This is a genomic window from Candidatus Melainabacteria bacterium RIFOXYA2_FULL_32_9 (genome assembly GCA_001784615.1).
Taxonomy (GTDB): Bacteria; Cyanobacteriota; Vampirovibrionia; order Gastranaerophilales; family UBA9579; genus UBA9579.
The window spans coordinates 1-23,098 of record MFRQ01000159.1 but is presented as its reverse complement, the minus strand read 5'-3'; the positions used below and the strand labels follow the sequence as shown (position 1 = coordinate 23,098).

At 29.9% G+C, this 23,098-nt stretch carries 20 protein-coding genes and 1 pseudogene; 14 read left to right on the top strand and 7 right to left on the bottom strand.

The genetic code is table 11. The features are described 5' to 3' along the window. Positions 1 to 164 precede the first annotated feature (164 nt). The 12 genes from A2255_10855 (at position 165) to A2255_10800 (ending at position 12,093) form a co-directional block, all read left to right on the top strand. Positions 165 to 1,628 carry a hypothetical protein gene (locus A2255_10855; protein ID OGI17040.1) on the top strand — a complete coding sequence of 488 codons (1,464 nt, stop codon included), beginning with the start codon at positions 165 to 167 and terminating at the stop codon, positions 1,626 to 1,628. Between the two features lie 144 nt (positions 1,629 to 1,772). Beyond that, entirely contained in the window at positions 1,773 to 2,660 is an 888-nt protein-coding gene (locus A2255_10850) for a hypothetical protein (GenBank protein ID OGI17039.1), read from the top strand. Further along, on the top strand, positions 2,657 to 3,184 hold the full coding sequence (locus A2255_10845; GenBank protein OGI17038.1) for a hypothetical protein: 528 nt from the start codon (positions 2,657 to 2,659) through the stop codon (positions 3,182 to 3,184). Before A2255_10850 ends, A2255_10845 begins: the two co-directional genes overlap by 4 nt. Beyond that, a complete protein-coding gene (locus tag A2255_10840) occupies positions 3,184 to 3,960 on the top strand; it encodes a spore coat protein (GenBank protein OGI17037.1) in 777 nt (258 codons plus the stop codon). The genes A2255_10845 and A2255_10840 overlap by 1 nt, the downstream gene beginning before the upstream one ends. Positions 3,961 to 4,005: 45 nt before the next feature. Then, on the top strand, positions 4,006 to 5,295 hold the full coding sequence (locus A2255_10835) for an aminotransferase class III (protein OGI17036.1): 1,290 nt from the start codon (positions 4,006 to 4,008) through the stop codon (positions 5,293 to 5,295). Positions 5,296 to 5,326: 31 nt separating this feature from the next. Further along, positions 5,327 to 6,064, top strand: coding sequence for a hypothetical protein (locus A2255_10830; GenBank protein ID OGI17041.1), 738 nt, complete (start codon positions 5,327 to 5,329; stop codon positions 6,062 to 6,064). Next, the gene (locus tag A2255_10825; GenBank protein ID OGI17035.1) at positions 6,061 to 7,290 is read left to right on the top strand and encodes a hypothetical protein; all 1,230 of its coding nucleotides are present in this window, start codon (positions 6,061 to 6,063) and stop codon (positions 7,288 to 7,290) included. The genes A2255_10830 and A2255_10825 overlap by 4 nt, the downstream gene beginning before the upstream one ends. Before the next feature lie 26 nt (positions 7,291 to 7,316). Beyond that, the gene (locus A2255_10820) at positions 7,317 to 7,997 is read left to right on the top strand and encodes a hypothetical protein (GenBank protein OGI17034.1); all 681 of its coding nucleotides are present in this window, start codon (positions 7,317 to 7,319) and stop codon (positions 7,995 to 7,997) included. 6 nt (positions 7,998 to 8,003) lie between these two features. Next, entirely contained in the window at positions 8,004 to 8,801 is a 798-nt protein-coding gene (locus A2255_10815) for a hypothetical protein (protein OGI17033.1), read from the top strand. 34 nt (positions 8,802 to 8,835) lie between these two features. Next, positions 8,836 to 9,879, top strand: coding sequence for a pseudaminic acid synthase (locus tag A2255_10810; protein OGI17032.1), 1,044 nt, complete (start codon positions 8,836 to 8,838; stop codon positions 9,877 to 9,879). Positions 9,880 to 9,915: 36 nt separating this feature from the next. Continuing rightward, on the top strand, positions 9,916 to 11,358 hold the full coding sequence (locus tag A2255_10805) for a hypothetical protein (protein OGI17031.1): 1,443 nt from the start codon (positions 9,916 to 9,918) through the stop codon (positions 11,356 to 11,358). 27 nt (positions 11,359 to 11,385) lie between these two features. After that, the gene (locus tag A2255_10800; protein OGI17030.1) at positions 11,386 to 12,093 is read left to right on the top strand and encodes a hypothetical protein; all 708 of its coding nucleotides are present in this window, start codon (positions 11,386 to 11,388) and stop codon (positions 12,091 to 12,093) included. Between the two features lie 315 nt (positions 12,094 to 12,408). On the opposite strand, the gene A2255_10795 is transcribed toward A2255_10800, so the two are convergent. The 7 genes from A2255_10795 to A2255_10765 all read right to left on the bottom strand — a co-directional run bounded on the left by A2255_10795 (position 12,409) and on the right by A2255_10765 (position 19,058). Next, the gene (locus A2255_10795; GenBank protein OGI17029.1) at positions 12,409 to 13,776 is read right to left on the bottom strand and encodes a hypothetical protein; all 1,368 of its coding nucleotides are present in this window, start codon (positions 13,774 to 13,776) and stop codon (positions 12,409 to 12,411) included. Positions 13,777 to 13,868: 92 nt separating this feature from the next. Further along, complete coding sequence (locus A2255_10790; GenBank protein OGI17028.1) at positions 13,869 to 14,111, bottom strand: hypothetical protein; 243 nt, start codon at positions 14,109 to 14,111, stop codon at positions 13,869 to 13,871. Positions 14,112 to 14,114: 3 nt separating this feature from the next. Further along, positions 14,115 to 14,885 (bottom strand): hypothetical protein, encoded by a 771-nt coding sequence (locus A2255_10785; protein ID OGI17027.1) that lies wholly within the window; start codon positions 14,883 to 14,885, stop codon positions 14,115 to 14,117. Positions 14,886 to 14,929: 44 nt separating this feature from the next. Then, entirely contained in the window at positions 14,930 to 16,162 is a 1,233-nt protein-coding gene (locus A2255_10780) for a hypothetical protein (GenBank protein OGI17026.1), read from the bottom strand. Then, on the bottom strand, positions 16,155 to 17,690 hold the full coding sequence (locus tag A2255_10775; protein OGI17025.1) for a hypothetical protein: 1,536 nt from the start codon (positions 17,688 to 17,690) through the stop codon (positions 16,155 to 16,157). Before A2255_10775 ends, A2255_10780 begins: the two co-directional genes overlap by 8 nt. Then, complete coding sequence (locus A2255_10770) at positions 17,687 to 18,670, bottom strand: hypothetical protein (GenBank protein ID OGI17024.1); 984 nt, start codon at positions 18,668 to 18,670, stop codon at positions 17,687 to 17,689. Before A2255_10770 ends, A2255_10775 begins: the two co-directional genes overlap by 4 nt. A 22-nt stretch (positions 18,671 to 18,692) precedes the next feature. Continuing rightward, on the bottom strand, positions 18,693 to 19,058 hold the full coding sequence (locus A2255_10765; GenBank protein OGI17023.1) for a holo-[acyl-carrier-protein] synthase: 366 nt from the start codon (positions 19,056 to 19,058) through the stop codon (positions 18,693 to 18,695). 352 nt (positions 19,059 to 19,410) lie between these two features. On the opposite strand from A2255_10765, the pseudogene A2255_10760 reads away from it, so the two are divergent. Together A2255_10760 and A2255_10755 are read left to right on the top strand one after the other, a co-directional pair. After that, a pseudogene (locus A2255_10760) lies at positions 19,411 to 20,736 on the top strand (hypothetical protein). Between the two features lie 89 nt (positions 20,737 to 20,825). Continuing rightward, positions 20,826 to 22,718, top strand: coding sequence for a hypothetical protein (locus tag A2255_10755; protein ID OGI17022.1), 1,893 nt, complete (start codon positions 20,826 to 20,828; stop codon positions 22,716 to 22,718). Positions 22,719 to 23,098: the final 380 nt, after the last annotated feature.

The following is a 23,098-nucleotide window of genomic DNA, read 5'->3' as shown; positions in this document are numbered from 1 at the left end:
TGCGCTTTATGAACATATTTACTCATTCCCTCATTTTATCATTATCGCAGCAGAGCTGCGGGGAATTTACCCTCAGAGATTAAAAAAATTTATTGTAACTTAATTACAAGTTGATCATTATATATTTCTGTAATTTTATTTTGTAGTTTAAAAGAGGTAAACTAATGGCTAAAAAATTTGTAGAGTATGATACAAGTACTGATTCTGTACAGTTAGTAGAATTATCATCGGGTTCATGTTTAAGCGTGCCTGTCAGACAAACAGTTTTGGCAGGTCGTATAGATACAAATGGTTATGCAAACTTTTTAGAAGCAGGTACAGGTTTGGCAGTTGATCTAAAAGCTACATCAACACCAGTCAGAATTGCTTTTGCGGATGGGTTTGGTGATAATGGAGCAGTTGATTATATTGGATCAATCACATCAGATATATCTAGTGCTTTTTCCAGCTTGCCTGCATCTACAACAAGTTTTCTATATGCAGAAAGAAATTCAGGCACTGGTGAATTAAGCTATGGAAGTACATTAGTTGCTCCACAGTATGGATATGCTTTTGACAAAACCCAAAATGCTTTGTTACACTTTGATGGTGATGATGCTTCTACTACAATGACAGATGAATATGGTAATACCTGGACTGCTCAGGGTAACGCGCAGTTGGATACGGCACAGTATAAATTTGGAACATCGTCTCTATTATTGGATGGAACAGGTGATTATATTGATACTACTGATATAAAGTCATTAGGTGATAGATTTACCCTTGAATGTTTTGTCAGATTTAATGCTTTACCTTCAAGTGGCAACAGACAACCTATTTTTAACTGTAAAAATCCTAACAGCGGATATGGTCTGGATCTATTTCTCTATAATAACAGTGGTACAACCAAGTTCGAAACCTATTTATCCAGTGATGCAGCATCATATGATATAGCAAGTGGTGCTTTAGGCTCTAATACAACCTGGGCAACAGGAACCTGGTATCATATTGCTTTTGTGTTTGATGGTTTCAGTTATAAAGTATATATAAATGGAACACAGGATATCAATATTACAAGCTCTATTTCGGTATGCTCAATCAGTGGAATCAGATTAGGCACTAACTGGGCAACTTCTAGCTTCCTCAATGGCTGGATTGATGAATTTAGATTTAGTAAAATAGCAAGGTATACTTCCAGCTTTACAGCGCCAGATTCAGCTTTTGATACAGAATCTCTATACTGGTTCGATATTTCTGCAATGAAGATGAAACAGGGAAATCCTGCAAGCTGGACAGAAAAACAGGTTGTAGTTTTGGGAGAAGCTGTTGCTGGTTCCAGCTCTATATCAAGCGTAACAACGTACGCTTTGCGAGGCATGTATGATAGCGGATGGTTTACAACAACGGCTGGTACTGGTTATAATAAATATCATAACGTGGGTACCGATCAAGTAATAATAAAGCTGTATGAACGTGGCATTTATGGAATAGTAGAATCTAATTATTGGTACTATTCTGTTACAGGTCATCATGTTGGTTCTGATTATAGAATAAATAGAAATTTAGCATTTATTAGTGCTAATTATGATACAAGTTTATCAACTTCACCAATATTAGACAGAAAAGCTTTTATTTCAAGAACATTTTAGACAGATACATAAAAGAAGACAGGAATGGATTAAAATCCATTCCTGTCTTCTTCGGTATTAAATTAAACAGATGACAATTAATGATCAAAAAAACCTTATAATATAATTAAATATAAATTTAAATGATCTCAAAGGGGTTTTATTGTGAAGTTAGGGCTTGGAACTGTTCAATTTGGTCTGAATTATGGAATTTCGAACAAGCAGGGTGTACCTAACCCAGATGAAATAAAAAAAATCCTGTCTGTGTTAGCTAAAAATGGTATGGAAATGATTGATACAGCTTCACTTTATGGTACAAGTGAGGAAGTTTTAGGTAAATCTCTGCATTTAGAAAATAATTTTAAAATAATTACAAAAACCCCTAATTTCTTAAATAAAAATATAACTTTAGAGGATGTTCATCTTCTCGAATCTACTCTTTATCAATCTTTGAACAAATTAAATCAGTCATCCATATATGGACTTCTTTTACATAATGCTGATAATTTATTTAATTCGAATAGCCATCTTTTATTCGAAAAAATGCTTGAATTAAAAGAAAAAAAACTGGTAAGTAAAATTGGTGTATCAATATATACTGCTGAGCAAATCGATAAAGCTTTAGATATTTTTAAAATTGATATGATTCAGTTGCCAATCAATGTTTTAGATCAACGATTATTGAAAAATAATTATCTCAAAAAGCTAAAGGAATTAGATATAGAAATTCATGCACGTTCAGTATTTTTGCAAGGACTGCTTCTTATGAATCAGGAAGAATTAGACTCCTTTTTTGATCCTGTAAAGCAAAACTTGAAAAATTATCATGAATATATAAATAAGCAAAGAATATCTCCTGTACAATCTGCATTGAAATTTTTAATTGATATTGAAGAAATTGATAAAATTATTATTGGGGTTTGTAATGAGAATCAATTAATCGAGATTATAGAGTCTTTAACATCTTTATCTCAGGTAAATTTAGACTTTTCTCAGTTTTCATATGATAACGATGAAATATTAAATCCTTCAAAATGGAAATTAAAAAAATGATAATAGGAAAACGTTTACATCTAAGAAAGTTAAATCCCGTTTCAGATGATCTTATGGATTATGTAAAATGGATGAATGATCCTGATATTGTTAAGTTTACTATGAGTAAAGGAAAATCATATAATATTGATAATATCAAAGATTATATAATTTTCATGAATAATAATAATGACAATTATCTTCTTGGAATATTTCTAAACGAAAATAATAATCATATCGGTAACATTAAGGTTGGACCTGTGGATTTTGATCAAAGTAACGCCTTCGTTGGCCTGATTATAGGAGAAAAACAACTATGGGGAAAGGGTTATGCAACTGAAGCAATAGAATTAGCCACAAACTTTGCTTTCAAAGAATTGCAATTATCAAAACTTTTTGCAATGTTATGTGACGATAATCAAGGTTCTTATAAAGCATTTTCAAAAGCAGGATATGCAGAAATTAAAAGACTTAGAAAATTTAATACAAATGAAAATAAATATATAGATGAAATCATTGTAGAAATATCAAATGAGGTCAAATAATGATATTAGCAATTTTACAAGTGCGCACAAGTTCCAGTCGACTTCCTAATAAGGTTTTATTGCCTGTTTTAGATAAGCCAATGCTAATCAGGCAAATTGAGCGTATAAAAAAGTCTAAATTGATTGATAAACTAGTTGTCGCTACAAGCATTGATATTTCTGATAATCCTATAGAAAAACTTTGTATAGATAATCATATAGAATATTTCAGAGGAAGCCTTAATGATGTTCTGGAAAGATTTTATGATTGTGCCCAAAAATATAAACCTGAACATATAGTCAGATTAACAGGAGATTGTCCCGTAATTGATCCTGAAATTCTTGATAAAACCATAGAATATCATCTTAATAATGACTTTGACTATACAAGTAATGGATATGAACCAGTTTTTCCTGACGGATTAGATGTAGAAGCATTTAAGTACGAATGTCTTACAAAAGCACAAAAAGAGGCCAGTCTTCCATCTCACAGAGAGCATGTAACTCAATTTATTCATACCCAAAAGGATATTTATAAACTTGGTAATTATAAAGAAACTAAGAATCTGTCACATTTGCGATGGACGGTTGATGAGCCTGAAGACTTTATATTAATAACAAAAATTTATGAAGAATTATATCCTCAAAATCCTGATTTTAAAATGCAGGATATTTTAGATTTACTTGATAAAAAGCCTGAATTAACGCAAATAAATTCTAAATTTGAACGAAATGAAGGCTTAAAAAAGTCTATTGATAAGGATAAAGAATTTCTAAAAAATAAAAATGTACAATAAAATTGAGTATAAAATATAGAAGTGCCAAAAATATAAGAGAGAAATATGAGTAAAGATTATAATAATTCAGAAAAAATGCTCGAGAGGGCCTTAAGGTCTATACCACTTGGAACCCAGACTTTCAGCAAAAGTAAAATACAATTTCCACAAGGAGTTTCCCCGTATTTTATTCAAAAAGCCCAGGGATCAAAGGTTTGGGATATAGATGGCAATGAGTATACAGATTTTATGAGTTCACTCGCTGCTTTAAATCTTGGTTACAACGATAGTGACGTAGTATATGCAGTAAAAAAACAGCTCGAAGAAGGTACCATCTTCTCATTACCTCATCCTATAGAAGTACAGGTAGCAGAAAAAATAATTGAAATGGTGCCCTGTGCCGAGATGGTAAGATTTGGCAAGAATGGATCAGATGCAACATCAGGAGCAATCAGAGTTGCAAGAGCTTATACCGGTAGAGATTATGTGGCAATATGTGGATATCATGGCTGGCAAGACTGGTATATTGGTTCAACAACAAGGGATTTAGGAGTTCCTGAAACAACTAAGAAACTTACTTTAAAGTTTTCTTATAACGATATTGACTCTCTTCATAAACTATTTCAGGAATATCCCGATCAAATTGCTGCTGTTATTCTAGAACCAATGAATGTTGAGTATCCTAAAAACAATTTTTTACAAAGCGTTAAAGATCTTACTCATAAAAATAAGGCTTTATTAATTTTCGATGAGACAATTACTGGTTTTAGATATGCAAAAGGAGGAGCTCAAGAATATTTTGGAGTTATCCCAGATCTTGCAACATTTGGCAAAGGCATTGCAAATGGATATCCCCTTTCCGCTATAGCAGGTTCTGCCGATATAATGAAACTTTTTGAGGAAGTCTTCTTTTCTTTTACATTTGGTGGAGAAACATTATCATTATCTGCTGCTCTTGCAACTCTATCTAAATTACAGTCGGAACCGGTTCTTGAAACCATTTCTAGTCAAGGACAAAAAGTTATTGATGGCATAAATAACCTTATTAGTAAACATAACTTACAAGAAGTGCTTTTTACAGCCGGTCACCCATCATGGAATTTTATCATAATTAAGGATGCAGGGTCTTATTCCAGTTGGCAACTTAAGACCTTGTTTCTTCAGGAAATCTTCAAGAAAGGAATAATAACTATTGGTGCTCACGTTATAACGTATGCTCACAGCAATGAAGATATTGAAAAGCTCTTAAATGCTTATAAAGAAATATTTTTAATCTTTGATGATGTTACCAAAAATAATTCTTTGGAAAAATATTTAAAATGTAAGCCATTAGAACCATTATTTAAGGTTAGATAAAATGTTTAAATACGGTTTAAAATTATGGTCTATAAATGAAAATTATATTAAAGAGGCTAAAGAACTATATGAAAAAGGATTTTATAGCTATATAGAGCTTTATATTGTTCCAGAGTCGTATGAAAATTATATTAAGTTGTGGAAAAGCCTCGATATTCCCTTTATAATACACGCAACACATTATAGACATAATATGAATCTTGGAAAATCCGATAGCTGGCCTAAGAATCTTGAGTTAACAAAAGAAGTCCAGAAATTTGCAGATCAATTAACCTCTGAAATAGTAATTTATCATCCCGGTATTAATGGGTGTATCGAAGAAACTGTTAATCAGCTTAACAAGATAGATGATAACCGTATTTTTATTGAGAATAAACCTTTTATTGCAATTAACGAATCATTTTTATGCAATGGCAATTCTCCTGAAGAAATCAAATTTATTATGGACAATACAGGGGTAAAATTTTGTTATGATATTGGTCATGGAATATGTTCTTCAAACAGCAGACACGTAAATGTATACACAGATTTGGAAAAATATTTAGACTTAAATCCTAAAATGTTTCATTTAACTGATGGTAACTTTTTAGATGTATATGATAAACATTATCATTTTGGTAAAGGAACATATGACATTAAAAAAATACTAAAATATATTCCAGATAATAGTTCAATAACAATTGAAACTTATAAGGATTCAACAGAAGATCTGGAAGATTTTAAGAAGGATATAGACTATTTAAAAAATTTAGAGAGGACAGAATATTGAGCAAAAAGACAGCTATATTATTAGGTGGAAATGCTTTAAGTCAAGGAATTATCGATAAATTTAGAGAGAATAATCTTAAAGCTGTCGTTATAGATTGGCGAGAAAAGCTGGATTTGGACTATGATCTACATATAAAAGCCGATGCTAAAAGCCTTGAAATTATAGAAGTTCTGGATAATTATTCTTTAAAAGATGTAAATCTGGTATATACGAGTATGGATAATGCAGGACTTGCATTAAGGGCACTATGTAAAAAATTTAAACTACTGCATTCTTCTGAAGAAAGTATTCTTAATGCATCATCGAAAGATTTAATGAAAAGAAAATGGGTAGAGAAGAAACTTTTTACTAGAATTTCCTATACATTAGAAAAGCTGGATTTAGAAAAAATTGAAAAATTAAATAAAAATTACAAATTAATTATAAAGCCTTGTATTTCTTGTGCATCCAGGGGAATAACCATTCTTACACTTAATAGTTCCGTCGAGAAAATACAGGAAGCTTATAATAAAGCAGAAGAAGAGTCAGCAAATAAAAAAGTTGTTGTAGAAGAATTTGTTGAAGGCATAGAACACACTGTTGAAATGCTGGGTGATAACTTTGGGAATGTAGCTGTATATGGAATTTCAAGAAAATATCATACACAGAATACTATTAATAATAAAGTAGCAGTTAAATTACACTACAATTCCATCGAATGTACAGACAATTTTCAAAAAGAATTGGCTAACTTTGCTATAGAATGTTACAAAGCGCTTGGTCTTAAAAATTCTCTTGGTCATTTTGAAGTTCTATTGAAAAATGATGGATCATTTGAACCGGTTGAGATTGGCTCAAGATCAAGTGGCTTTATTGCCAGCCATTTAGTGGATATAACCAGCGGAAGAGGTTTTTTAACAGATTATATGCAAGTATTAAATGGTGAAAAAATAACAAATGGTTTAATTGAACAGACTAATTTATCTTCTATGTATTATTTTTATGATATTCCAAAACATTCAACATCAAAGAAAAAAACAAACCTGATGGAATACATAAATCCACAAATTCAAAGTTTATATCATTCAAGAGATAAATTGTTACCCGATATGCAATATGGTATGATTCACAGTGATACTGAACGTGTTGGATACGAAATTTTAAAAGGGCCCAGAAATACCTTAACAATAGAAGAAGTAAATAGGGCTGAAAGTATATTTATAGAAAATTTTCTTGAGAGAAATTAACTTAGCTTAGTTTAAAGGTTCAAAATATGTCGAAATTACCTGAAATAGATAAAAATAATACAATAAAAAGATATTCCGATAGGTTAAAATTGTATGGGTATTCACCGAAAACCTTAGGTTGGGTTAAGGGTAAGCAAGACATAAGATTTGATATTCTAATCTCTCAATATAATTTTGAAAACAAGTCACTGCTTGATATTGGCTGTGGGTTTGGTGATTTAAACAAAAATTTAAAGAAAAATTACAAGAATTATACTTATCTGGGAATAGATTTAAATGATGAATTAATTCAAATAGGAAAAGAGCTTTATAAAGAAGAACATATCAGATTTGAATCTGGCGATTTTTTGGAAAAAAATTTTTCAGAGCAATTTGATTACATTATAGAATCAGGAATCTTTAACCATAAGCTTGAAGGAATATCAAACTACGACTTTATTGAAGCTGTTATAGAAAAATCTTTAAAAATATGCAATGACGGAATTGCGTTTGATTTTCTCTCTGATAAAGTTGATTATACTGATGGTCATACCTTTCACAGTAGTCCTGAAAAAATTTTATCCATAGCTTACAAATTTTCAAGAAATATTGTATTAAGAAATGATTATATGCCTTTTGAATTTAGCCTTTTTCTTTTTAAGGATGACTCTTTTTCAAAAGAAAATACTGTTTTTCAAAGATACAATATTTTAAATAACAGGATATAATGCTATATGCCAATACCAATATTTGATTGTTTAACTCACCCGACATTGGATGGAAACTGGATTAACAATAAATATCCAAATAAAAATTGTGTAGAATCCATAGTTATAGAAATGCAAGAGAATAACATAATAGGTGCTTTTGCTGTTGGAATGAAAAATATAGGTAATTACAATATTGATACTTATGCAGATTTTATAAGGTCTAAATCTACCTCTCTCTATCCTGTAGCTTACTTTGACTTCGAAGAGATAAAAGATAATAACAGTATTTCTATATATCTAAAATTTATAAAACAAAAAGGTTATATAGGAATAAAAATTCATCCTAGGTTTTCTAGAATAAGTTTAGAAAATGAATATTTAGAATATATAATTAAGCAGGCTAATGAATTGAAATTAGTTGTAATGATTTGTACTTACTTTGAAAGTAAGGGATTTTCTGATCAAAATAACCTGATTACATTAAGGAAATTTTTGCAAAAAATCGATAATCAAAAAATTATTCTGCTTCATTCTGGAACCATTCATCTTCTTGAGATGATGCAAATAGCTAAAAACTTTGAAAATGTCATACTTGACTTGTCATATACACTTTGTAAATATGAAGGAAGTTCTGTTGATCTTGATATAAACTACTTATTTAAAAACTTTGACAAAAGAATATGCGTAGGATCAGATAGCCCTGAAATTACATTAAATCAATTAAGAAAAAGGTTCGAGTTTTTTTCCGAAAAGATAAAAATTGAAAAAGCTGAAAATATTGCCTTTAGAAACATTTTAAATTTTACAGATTTAGAAACTTAAACATACAACAACGCTCACATTAAAAAGGACAAAAATGATAGATATATCTGGAAGAAAAATTGGTAAAGAATATCCGCCATTAATTATTGCTGAAATGTCTGGAAATCATAATCAATCTTTAGACAGAGCATTAAAAATTCTAGAAGAAGCTGCTAAATCAGGTGTACATGCCATTAAAATCCAAACATATACAGCGGACACTATGACTCTTGATCTGAGCGAAGAAGGATTTTATATTAAAGATCCAGATAATTTATGGTTTGGTAAATCTGCATATAAGCTTTATCAAGAGGTTTATACTCCCTGGGAATGGCACAAGGTTATTTTCGATAAATGCAAAGAGTTAGGTATTCTTGGATTTAGTACTCCTTTTGATATAACTGCAGTTGATTTTCTTGAGTCTCTTAATGTTCCTTGCTATAAAATAGCTTCACCAGAAAATATTGATATTCCACTTCTCAAAAAAGTGGGCTCAACAGGTAAACCTGTGATGATCTCAACTGGAATGGCAACAATTGCAGAAATTGATGAGTCTGTAAGAATATTAAAAGAATCCGGTTGTAAAGATGTAATTTTACTAAAATGTACAAGTGCATATCCTGCAGATCCCAAAGATTCCAATATTTTAACATTGCCTCATATGCAACAGCTTTTTAATTGTGAAGTAGGAATATCTGATCATACCCTTGGAATAGGAGTAGCAATTGCAAGTGTGGCTTTGGGAGCTACAGTTATAGAAAAACATTTTACATTATCCAGATCTGATGGTGGAACAGATTCAGCATTTTCAATTGAACCTGAAGAGATGACAATGCTCGTGACTGAAAGCCAACGAGCCTGGCAGGGAATAGGCCAAGTTCATTATGGCCCAACTGCACAAGAACATAATTATTTGAAGTATAGACGTTCTATTTATGTAATACAAGATATACAAGCAGGTGAAACTTTTACAAAAGAAAGTCTAAAAATTATAAGACCTGGTTATGGTCTTCCTCCAAAATATTATGATATATTCTTGGGGAAAAAGTCTGTAGTTAATATTAAAAGAGGAACACCTCTTTCTTGGGATATGATATAGTAAGACTATATTTATAAATAAGTGTAATAAGGAAGTATGAAGGCGCTCTTTTATTCAATATATAATACCTGTATTCCTGTTTTGGGGACAGAATTAGAAATTATGTCAAATCATCTCGAAAAAAGAGATGAAGTTTATGTATTGAGATGCCATGGTGAACTTGAATACTGTGATGTAAACCCAGATCATAACGAAAATATATGTTACAGGTGTAATAAATCTTTCTATGAAAATATAAAAAAGATTAATTTACCTAAAAAAAATGTACTGAAAATTCCCAGATGTGAAATTAATTATAATGAATTACCTGCTGTATTTAAAAATTTGCAAGAGTTAAAAGAATTTAATTTGAATGGAATTAAGTATGGTTTAGCAATTGCATCAACATTGATTTCTGAATACAAAGATCATGAGCTTAATACCATCTTGCATAGAAGAAAAATTCATAGATTATTAAGAACATCTTATTTTACTTATAACTTCATTCGAAATGTACTAAAAAAAATCAAACCAGATTGTCTATATCATCAAGGGGGAAGATCATCTAACATATTTCCTGTTTTTAAAGTTTGTCAGGAATTAGGTATCGATTCATATTCTATTAATAATGCAGGTACATTAGACAAATATGCATTATATAAAAACAATATTTTACATAATGCAAACATTTTGAGCCAGGAAATGAAAGATTTATGGGATAAATCTTCAGAAAACAAAGAGGAAATTGGCGCAAAGTGGTTTATAGATAAGAGAAATGGAGTTGATAACTACCAACTCTCATATACCAAAAATCAAAAAAGAGATTCTTTGCCTGTTAACTTTGATGTAAGTAAAAAAAATATTGCCATATTTAACTCTTCTATCTATGAATATGCTGCAATAGAAGGCTGGGAAAATCCAATATATGAAGATGAATTAGATGGATTAAAAAAAATATTTGAATCATTTAAAAATGATACAGATATAAAGTTTTACTTAAGAATACATCCAAATCTTAAAGATCAAAATAATTCACAAATGCAGGAATTAAAGAAAATAAGTTCTATTAATTATCCAAATTTAGAAATTATATGGCCTGAAGAATTAATTGACAGTTATGCATTAGTAAATGCTTGTGATAAAACTTTAGTCTTTTTGTCAACTATTGGAATTGAGGCTTGTTTTTGGGAAAAACCATCCATACTTGCAGGAAATTCCCCTTATTCGGGTTTGGATTGTTGCTATAAACCTAAAACTCATGAAGAGCTCATTGAATTGCTTAAATATAATTTAGTTCCAAAAGATAAACAAGAAGCATTAAAATATGGTTATTGGAACCTGACAAGAGGTATATTTTATAAGAGATATGAACCTAAGAATATTTATGAGGGTACTTTCTTGGGTCAAGACTTGAAAATAAAGATATCTGCTATTGATAATTTAATATGTAAATTATCGGTGAAAATTAAGAAATTTTTAAATATAAATAAAATTAAATAATGAAACTGGAGGCCACGTAATTATTTTATGACTCAAGAAAATTTTAATAGGGGAAAATTTAGCGATATTGATAAAGACTATTTTTATTATATTGATGAATTATTAAAATCAAATGTTGATAAAAAAGACTTGATCTATAATTTTCCTGTTTATGTTGGTTCTGTAAATTTGGGAAGATTTTTATTTTTTTATGATCTTTATAAGCAAATTTATGAATTAAACGGTCATATAGCCGATATAGGAACTTATAAGGGAGCTTCATTACTCACTTTTGCAAAATTGGTAAAACTTTTTGAGCCTTATAATATAACTCAAGTCTATGGTTTTGATTGGTTTAAAGGAATGCAAGCCTCATCAGAGGATAACTCTCAATATGACGGTCAATATGTTGCTGATTATGAACAATTATCAAAATTAATAGAATTACAAAAGCTTGATAATATAGCAGTTCTTCATAAAATGGATATAGTCAAAGAAATAGATGATTTTATGAAGGATAATCCATATATGAGATTTAAATTGGTTTTTGTAGATTGTGGTATTAAAAATGTTCTGGAAAAATCTCTTGAGAATTTCTGGCCGCGTATCATTAATGGTGGAATTCTAATAATGGATCACTATAATGGTGAATGTTCTCCAGCTGAAAGCAACATTGTAGATAAATATATCGGCAAAAATCATATAAAACAAATGCCATTTAACAGACAACCTACAGGCTATATTATAAAGCAGTAGATTAAAGTCGATTAAAACAAGAATAACTAACAGGACTTACGCAATTTGTATCAAACCCAGAAATAATAACAAATAATTCTTTGAAATCGTTAGAGAAGTGACTTGGTATATATTTTATAAAACTAATCTGGTCAATAACCCAGCAATATTGGTCATTTTGAAATTTTACGTAAGTCATGATCTTGAATATAGGTCCATAATTACAACAAGATAAATGAAGCTTTTTCCTTTGTTCATTTGTTACCTGTCTAATTTTTGGGAGCCAGTTTAGTATTAAATACATATAGATAATAAGATACCACAGATAAGAAAAGTTTAAGCATTATCTCGCCAGTTCCAGTTAGGAGCAGAATAATTATTAAAATCAGGAAATAGCTTGTTAAATTTATCTTTGTATATCTGTGAAAATTCTTCAGAGTGCCAATCAGCTTTTTCAATTTTACTTCTTGTAGCAACCTGGAAGTATGGTGATAATCCATATTCTTCAAGTGTCACTGGAGACCTATAACCAAGGCTTTCTACAAATTTGGTCATTTTTGTTTCAGGATAAGGTATAAAGAAACAACTTTGAAATCTATAATTAGGATTTATTTTCATCCATTTATCAATATATTTTCTATTTATTTCAATATCTTCAATATTTTCACTCGGATTTTCAAATATCATTGATGTCATAATTTCTATTTTAAAATCTTTTAAAGTATCAAATATTTCAGTACATAAGTCAGGATCAATCCTTTTATTCATAGCTTTTAGAATATTTTGGCTGGTATTCTCAACTCCTACAAAGAATCTATCAAAACCAGATCTTTCTAATAAAGCAAAATCATCATAGGATAAATTCTTAAGATCCAGGAAAGATGCATTTCCTCTCCAGTAAATATTCAAGTTATTCTTTAATATTCCTTCTGCAATTTCAAGAAGAAAATCTCTCTTATAACATAATGTTGCATCTGAAAACCACAAAGATCTTAGATTATACTTTTTTACAAGATACGTAATATCTTCTATTACTCGATTTGTCGATAATCCATTCCAAAGATGAAATCCACCCCAGGAGCAGAAATGACAATTATTTGGGCAACCAAAAGAACCAGTGTAATTTAGTACTCGATTTTCTGTTAAAAGCTTATCATATTCTATTAAATCAAAAGGAAACTCGGGAAAATTGGTTAAGTCATATATAGAGTCTTTCACACTTACTCTAGGGGCATTTTCCGTTATTAAATGAAGATGTTGTTTATCATATATGTATGGAATGTCAATTTCTATCTTATTTTCAGAAATATTTTGAACTAAATCAATAAAATTATTTATTCCAGGACCAATTATTGCATAATCAGCATATTCACTTTGCAGAATACTCTTAGGATCTGCTGTTGCGTGAGCCCCACCCCAAACTACCTGAGCATTTGAGTTATATTTCTTAAACAATTTTATAGCTTTAATTCCTGAAATTATTTGATAATTAGTCATTGCACTAACGCCAAAAGCTAAAGTGTCTTTTGCATATTTTGCAATTATTTCCTCGTAATTCCTATTTGTATATTCGTGAATTATGATAGGGTTAAAGTTTTTTTCTTTAAGTTTGGCAGCTAGATATAATAATCCATATGGAGCCCAATCATATGACTGATCATCACTAAAAAGTCCGTAAAATAATAATATTGTATTTTTAGACATTTTCTTCACCTATAAACTTATGTTTAATTTAATAATAGTATAAACCTTTAAATTATTCGCTTTATTTAAAATCATAATTCATTTCAGGTAAGTTATTTCATATTTTTTCTTACTGTTTCCGTGATTGACTTAATATTCCAAAAGTTTTGAGGAATTAAATCTTCATTAGGAATATTAATATTAAATTCTTCTTCTATTTGACTAATGAATGAAATCATACCAAAAGAATCTAGGACTCCTGAACCAAATAAGTCTTCTTCAAGGTTTATTTGATTAGTAGATTCCTTTCTTAATTTATTAATTATTTTTTCTATCCTGTTTTGTACGTTTTCCATTATTTAGTCCTTTTCAAATTCATTACGATTTTTAATTAAAGCTAATGAGTCAATTTCCAACACTTCTAATATAGTATTTATTTTAGCTTTTGCACTCATTTCAGATATGGAAATTCCTTCTATAATTATTTGTTGCATACCACTTTGCTTATATTTATCTAATAGCCAAGTAAAATCATTAATTGGAGAGGGATTAAGCTGCCTGACAAATAATCTTTCTTTAACGGGAATTTTTTGTCCTTCATGTATGATATTACCGTCAAATTCTTTAATATAACGATATGTTATTTTATCTTTAGTTAACCACTCTGCACGATGTGTAAAACTGCAATGAGTCGGATGAAGTCCTAATGTCACAATATGTGCATCATTATTATGTAACCATTCATAAAGGGAATCTTCACCCCAAGCATCTATGGGACGTAAGTTAACAACTTTACTTGTATCAGGACCTAATGCCGCAAAAGAGAAAAAAGGACAAATCGTTCGCCTAACATGTTTAAGCTTTCTAAATTCCTCACTTAAAGTTCCTGTAAGACTGAGTTCTTTATCCAAATCACAAATTCCATCTTTAAAACCATTAGTAAAGGTAGGCATAAAAAGGGTTCTGTCAGGTCCTGTTACATTTACTAATATATCTAGAATCGCCTTACATAATTCTTTTTCAGGCAATTTGACAATTCTTGCAAAAGGCCATATTGCTGAATATATCACAATTGGTCTACTATCATTCCCTAATAGATTTTTTAAAGCTTTTTCAATATTTAAAAGCATATTTATTCTCATATTTATAGGGTACTAATAATACCTAACATAATCTATCTAAAAAATGGTCTATAACCAAATTCATTTAATTTTCTATTCACAAAATCAACATCAAAATCTTTAGCATTAATAAGATCTTTTATTGTGCTTAATGCATCATGAATACGCTCTTCTGATTCAGTTCCTATAGAAATACGTATGAAACGCTCTGTGCTAGAACCATAAGCCAATCCTGGAACTACAGCAATTCCATGTTTGAATAATAAGTATAAAGCAAAATTTAAAGAAGTTTCAGGAAAATTTTCAATGCTAACAAAAAAATAAAACGTTGAATGCCCATTTAAAGGTTTCAAACCGAGATTATTCATAAAATTAGCAATGCGTTTACGCTTCTCAACTACTTCTGTAACTTGAGGAAGTGTAATAGATATGATTCTATCAAAATATTTAGCCAAATAATAAAGTAGTACAGAAGAAGCACAGGTTATAAGATGTTGATTTACCTTTAATATATATTCAATGACATCTGGACTAGATATCGCATAACCTACTCTCCAGCCAGACATTCCTAAATTTTTAGATAATGAATTTATGACTATTATTCCATCTTTATTAGGAATAATATTTGCTAAGGAACAAAACTGTTTATCAACGACAAAGTCACTATAAGCTTCATCAACCAGGATATAAATACCTCTTGGACGGCATTGATTATATAAAGAAATTAAATCTTCCTTTGAATACATCCAGCCAGCCGGATTATTTGGATTATTAATTATCAGCATCTTGGTCTTTGGAGTGAAATACTTGTGAAAATCTTCTATATTAGAGTTATATGGGATAAACTTTGGTTCAGCCCCGGCCAATCTTAATTGCTCTTGATAACTAAGCCAGGCAGGCTCATGTATTAAAGCCTCATCTCCATAATTAAGAACAGCTTGCATTGCCATAAATATAATAGGCTTTGATCCTGCTGAAATTATTATTTCGTTTTTATAATCTACCGAAGCATTATAGTATTTTTCATAATAATTAGCTATCTTTTGACGTAGTTCTAAAATGCCCTGACTCTCTGAATAATGATAACCTTTAGCTAAATCTAACTTTTTAAAATCAAAAAGCGGAATATCAAAAAAAGCTTCTCCTAATGATAAGGTCGTAATATCAACACCTCTACGTTTTTGATCATAGACAATCTGATTAATATATATAGATAAAGCTTCTGGAATATTCTTAACCTTATCGCTAAGTTGCATTTTAGGCAAATTATTTATCATTTTAAACATTTTCTTCCATTAATATATTCTTGCGCACTTTATTACTTGATGTAACTGGAAATCTATCCTTAATTATAACATTTTCAGGCCATTTATATTTAACAAGGTTATTATGCAACCAACTAACAGTGTCATTTTCAGTATTTTTATAGCTCTCTTTTAAGCGAATAAATAATAAATAACTTTCTCCATAAAAATCATGGGGTATTTTTACAGCAGCAGCCTCTGCTATCGCTTCATTCTTCTCAGCTAAGACTTCAATTTCCCGTAAAGATATGAAATAACCTCCTTTTTTGATAATATCTCGTTTACGACCATCAAGAATCAGTGTATTGTTGCTAATATGTCCTAAATCTCCGGTTGCTAAATACCCATCTTTATCCACAGGGAAAAAGATCTCACCATCTTCTTGTAAATAACCAAGAAATAAAAATGGAGATTTTACTTTTATCTCACCAAGATTTTTACTTTCTTGATCATCTTCAGGGTTTATTGTATCAATTTTTAGCTCTACATATGGTAATATTTCACCAGTACTGCCTTCTATACGATTATTTATGCTATTCACCGTTTCCGATGTACAAAATGTAGTTTCAGAAAGAGCAAAATTTTCTAACATAGTTAGACAAAACATTTGTTCAAATTTTTGCTTTGTTGTCAGATCGATGGGTGCTGTACCTATAAAGCAGTTTTTAATTAGATTACTGTAATCTTTAACTTGGTGCCTTCTTGTTCTTTCAGCAATTGCGATTAATCCTCTAACAATGGTTGGAACTAACCATAAAGTATTAATTTCAAATCTTTCTACTATCTGCCAAAAAGATAAAAATGTCTTACCATTAAAAGGCTCTGTAATAACTGTGCTTGCTCCAACGCAAAGGGGGATTAATCCAAGATTATATAAGCCTCCCAAATAAGACATTGGTAAATAATTCCAGAATCTGAGTGAATTGTCGTTTAATTCGAGATAATTCATAAAAGCACATCCACTAGACCATAATTTATTGCCATCAATAACTATAGCTTTAGGTTCTCCTTCAGTTCCGCTCGTAGAAAGATAAATTCTGGAATTACCTCCTGTTTTATCTAAATAACTGCTTTCTGGTAGCCAATCAAATGAAGAATCAGTTTTGATGGAAATTATATCTATTTGGGATTGAGATATTGCATCTTGTATATCAGAATTTGCTATTTCTGCAATAATACCAAGCCTAGGTTTTACGAGGTTGATCCAACTTAAAACTTCTTGTTTTGAAACATTACAAGGTAATGGCGCAAATCCATAACCACCTTTAATAGTTGCTAGACAGCATGCAAGATTTTCGGCTGAATTTGGTAAGATTGCTAGTATGCAGTCTTCCGATTTTAATCCTTTATTTTTAAATAATGACAAAAATCTATCAACAATAATTGATAATTCTTTATAATTAATTGTTGTCTCATCTGTTCCAATATCACAAATTAAAGCTGTATTACTAGAATTGGCACTAACAATTTTATCAAAATCATCACTAAAAGATCTTATTAACTCATTCATTTAGTTATCCTTCCGTTAGATAAAATAGGAATATTATCTATGTTCATACTTGCACCGGTAAATACAAAGTCAAGATGAAAATTAATGTTATTTTTTCCACCTATAGTACTATTCGAGCCAAAACCAAAATGAACACAACCTGCTGCTCCTTCATCAGTAAGCATCATTCCAGTCAATTTGGCATATTCGTTCAATCCAACCCCACACTCAGCTAAAATATAAGCTTTATCAGAAGCAATTTTAGAAAACTTTTCTTCAAGAATCCTGACATATAGCCCATTTGCACTTTGGATATTCGTAATAAATCCTTTATCAATAGTTAATATAACAGGATCAGTAAGCAATCCAATCTCTGAACAAGTTATTGATCCATCAATTACTACAATGCCTTGAGACTTACCCTCTACAGGAGGAACATTAGCCTCAATGTCCGGAGGAGAAGCAAGTTTAACATCTTTGTTTACAAATCCAGGACAATAATTACCTAATCTTCCACTGATATCTAAACTTATATCAGTACCAGCTTTAGTAGTTATATGAACTTGATTTCCACTTGTAAAAGAATCTGATACAAACTTTACTATGGGTGCATTTGACTTAAAGTCAACAATTACAGAAGCATCTTCTAAAAGATCAAAAGAATAGTCTGGCAAACTTAAATACCTTGCACTATTATCTGAAGCCTTAACCCTTGCTTGAGTATGAGCCATAGACATACTGGTAAGGCCAATAATCAAGTCTGCATTAAACATTTCCGTAGCAACCTCAGCTATAGGTTCCTGTCCATGACATTTTGCCAGAGGCGTTTCAAGTAATTTAACCTTTGATGTTATTTGAGATCCTTGATCAGCAAATAGAGAAGCTATATTTCTAGTAGAAGGATCACATATTATAACTAATGTCTCATTATATTTTAGGTTTCCACAATGAGATAATAAATGATTTATTGGTTTAATATAGTTTTTAAATATAAAATTCATAATTATTAATTATATATTATTCTTATTCCACTTTTTCTAATAACACAAAAGCTATAGCTTTATCTTCACAATGAGATAAACTAATCTTTATCTTATAACTTTTCATTATATTGGTATTTACTTTTGCTGTAGGAATATTATTCTTATCATTTCTTATTTCAATATCAGTATAATTGACTTGTAATACCCCACTTGCAGACAAAGCTTTTATGATGGCTTCTTTAGCAGCAAATCTTACTGCAAGATGTTGAGCCGGATATTGCTTTTTAAAGCAATATTCCAATTCTATATTTGTATAAACTTTCTCTGAAAATTTATCATCAGGTTTTATAGTTTCAAACCGTTTAATACATTCTATATCAGTACCAATAAAAAAATTTTCAATCATAAAACCAACTCTAATTATCACTTATAGATATTTTACTGACTATTTTAAAGAATTTGTACAAAAAATTTAAAAAACCAGTAATATAATTATGCGTTATTTATCCTTTTTGTTGTTTTTTATCATAGTATAATTTTTATTCCACCCTTTGCTAACGGTTATAAGTATTATTTCGATATAAAAATATCCTCAATACAATGTAAATCTCGTTTATAATAAAGATCTTTTTTTAATATTATTATAAATTCAAAGGAATAAGTGTATAATGCTGCTATATAAATTACTATCTATGTAAAAATATAGCTGTATAAGTATTAAAATTAGAATTCATCTAAACTCAAAAATTTAGTTATTCATTATTTGCTGGATCAAATTAGTTTAAAGAAAGGCTTATCGATAAATGGAGATTATACAGCTTCTTGAAAAACTTTTTCCTATATGTAGAAGCATAACTGGAAATGGGGTAAGGCAAACTCTTAATATTTTAAGTGAGCTGGCACCAATAAAGCAGCTTGAATTTCCTACTGGAATACAAGTCTTTGACTGGATTATCCCAAAAGAGTGGAATATAAAAGACGCTTATATTAAAGATAAACAAGGAAATAAATTAGTTGATTTTAAAGAAAATAATCTACATGTCCTTGGTTATAGTGTCCCTATTAACAAGAAAGTATCTAAGCAAGAATTATTAAGCCATATTATAACTTTACCTGACATGCCTGATGCGATACCTTATGCAACTTCTTATTATAAAGAAAGATGGGGGTTTTGTATTGAGCATAAAAGATTAGAAAATTTCATAGATGATGAATATGAAGTTTGTATCGATTCAAAATTGGAAGAAGGGTTCTTAACTATTGGAGAAGGATATATTCAGGGAAAAATAGAAGACGAGATACTTTTATCAACCTATGTATGTCATCCGTCTATGGCTAACAATGAATTATCAGGCCCTGTAGTACAAACATTTCTTTATAAATATTTACTCTCAAAAAAAAGCGATTTGAATTACAGCTATAGATTTTTATATGTACCAGAAACTATTGGTTCTATAACTTATCTTGCTCATTATGGTGATGTACTCAAACAAAAAGTTAAAGCAGGTTATGTTATAACTTGCATTGGAAATGATGCCCCCTTTACTTACAAAAAAAGCAAGCAAGGAGATTCTCTATCAGATAGAGCTGCTATTAATGTACTTAAAAGTTATAACAAAGAATTTAACATTTTAGACTGGTTCCCATGGGGTAGTGATGAAAGACAATACTGTTCATCAGGATTTAATCTGCCAGTAGGTTCTTTAATGTGTTCTCTATATGGTACCTATAAAGAATATCATACTTCCCTTGATAATCTGGATTTTATAAGCGAACAGGCTATAAAAAATTCTATACAAACTTATATTGATATTATAGAAAGTATTGAGACAAATGAAATATACATAAATACAAATCCTCATTGCGAACCACAGTTAGGAAAAAGAGGACTCTACCCAAATCTTGGAAGTCAAAAATCTTATGAATCATATATTAAAAAAATCCAGTGGCTTCTTGCACTTAGTGATGGAAAACACGATGTAATAGATATAGCTGAAAAGCTTAATTTACCGGCTAAAGATTTTAAAGATGAAATCAATAAACTTATTGAAGCTGGTTTATTGGAGAGATATTCTAGAAAATAAAAACTAATATTCCTTTATATATATGTTTTATAGATTAGAAGTTTAAGGATAAAATATAAATAAGTACCTTAAATTAGCTGGAGAAAAAAATGTCTGAAGATTCTATTAGTATAATTTTTATCCAACCATCAGAAATATTTGGTCATAATGCTAATATACCTACATCTTTTATAGAGATGGCAGCAGTTCTAAGAGAAGCTGCCATTAAAGTTGAAATTCTTGATGCTAGATTAGATAATCTTTCTGTTTATCAAACTATTGATATTTTGAAAAAAAAGAATTTCGACATAATTGGAATTACAGGTCTAAATTGTGCTTATAAATATGTTAAAGACTTTAGTATAGAATTCAAACGAGAATTCCCTGAAAAACCTTTAATTGCTGGTGGTTGTTTTATAATGAGCCAGCCAGAAATGATTCTAAGCCGTATTCCTATTGATGTTGCTTGTATAGGAGAAGGTGAGGAGGTTATTGTTGATCTGGTAACACGTCTTGTTAATAAGCAAAATATTAGTGATATTAATAATCTGGCTTATATAAAAGAAGGTAAGTTCTTTCAAACTCCCAAAAAAAGAATAGAAAATCTTGATAAATTTCCTCTACCTGCATATGACTTATTAAATATGAATCGCTATTTAAATAGCCCAAATGCTGATCCTTTCCTAGTATCAACTGGTAGAGGATGTATTAATCATTGTTATTACTGTAGTAATCCATATCCACAAGTTGTTCGACCATCACCATCAAGAATAGTTGAGCATTTTGATTTATTGCATAACAGATACGGAGTAAAAAATTTCGCATTTTCTGAAGAAAATGCTTTTTATCCTCAAGATTGGCTGGTTAAAATTTGCGAAAGGCTTGTTGAACTTGATAGAAGCTATAATTTTGGTGCGGGCGGTTGTCCTAATCATGTGACTGAAGAAATAGCCCAAGCTATGGCATCTGTTAAAGGAACAGCTAAAGCCGGTATTGCTGTAGAACATTGGAATCCTCAAATTCAAAAAGGATTTTTTAGAATACAACAAAGTGAAGGAATAATCCCGTCCCTGGAGATTTTCAAAAAATACAATATTCCTGTTATCGGGTTTAATATTCTATGGGGACATCCAAAAGATACTCCTAAATCTTTTAAAGAAACTCTGAAAAAGTCACTTAAAATAGTAAAGAAATATTCCATTGAATCTTTATCACTTGCAACTTTGGTTGTTTATCCTAATAGTCAATTTCTTAAAGATGCATTAAAAAAGAATAAGATAACAGATTACGAAGATTATATGTATTCTATGATTGGTTATGGTCCTTACGTTAACCTTACTGATGTAGATGATGATGAATTTAGAAAGTTCATGGCAAAATTAACTGCAATAAATTATAGTAAGGATTATTTACGTAAAATTTTATTTTCCAATCAAAAAGGAATTGCAAAAAACATTAGAGAAAGAATAATTAGCCTGATTAAACTGTCTAAAACATTAAAAAGGCTGTTTTTACTTAATATACTCTTACTATTACCAAAGTTTCTTAAGAATAAATTTCGCAGTACCCTAGAAGAAGCTTTTTATGCTCCTATATATAATCCTAATATAAATCATTATCATAAAATGAGTTGTTTACAGGAAATTCTGAATTTACCTGAACATAGTAAACTAACTGCGTTATATACAAAAAACAGGAAAAATCTAAGTAAAGTACTTAACAGTGTTAGAGAAGCTAATATAGGTTTTAAAGGGTTTGTTAATAATAATAATAATACAACTGTAAATGAAGTGTATAATTATCCTGTTATCCCCTTAGAAAATATTGATACATTGAATCCTGATTATATATTAATTTTTTCACAAGAATATAATGATCAAATTCAGGAGAGAATTTTTAAACTTATACCAAATGCAAAAGTAATTAAAGTAGATTCTAATTATGAATATAAATATCCAACAGGGTTTTTAAATACTTACTTTCAATTTACTAAAAGCAAATAATCAGAATAAAATTAGAAAGTAGTGCAATAACGTAAAGAGATCAAGCGTTAACTTAAGTTAGGTAATATTTAAGGAACAAACAAAAAAAACTTACGTATTAATATAAAGGTCACAAAAATATTGCAAGAAAATGAAATACGTAAGATTAAGCGAAGCCGAAGAAATTACCATAGTTGAAATGAGGAAATATCATCCTAAAATGAGATTACCGCATAACTAAATTATGGTAAAATAGAGACATATCGAAGATGAAGAGGATAAAGATATGTCATTTTTTATGCTGGGAGCAAATAAAAAGATAAAAGAAACGAATAAGTTAATAGGCTTGTTAAAAATACTGAATTGGGACAGATGCAAAAAACATTTAAAAAGTGTTCATA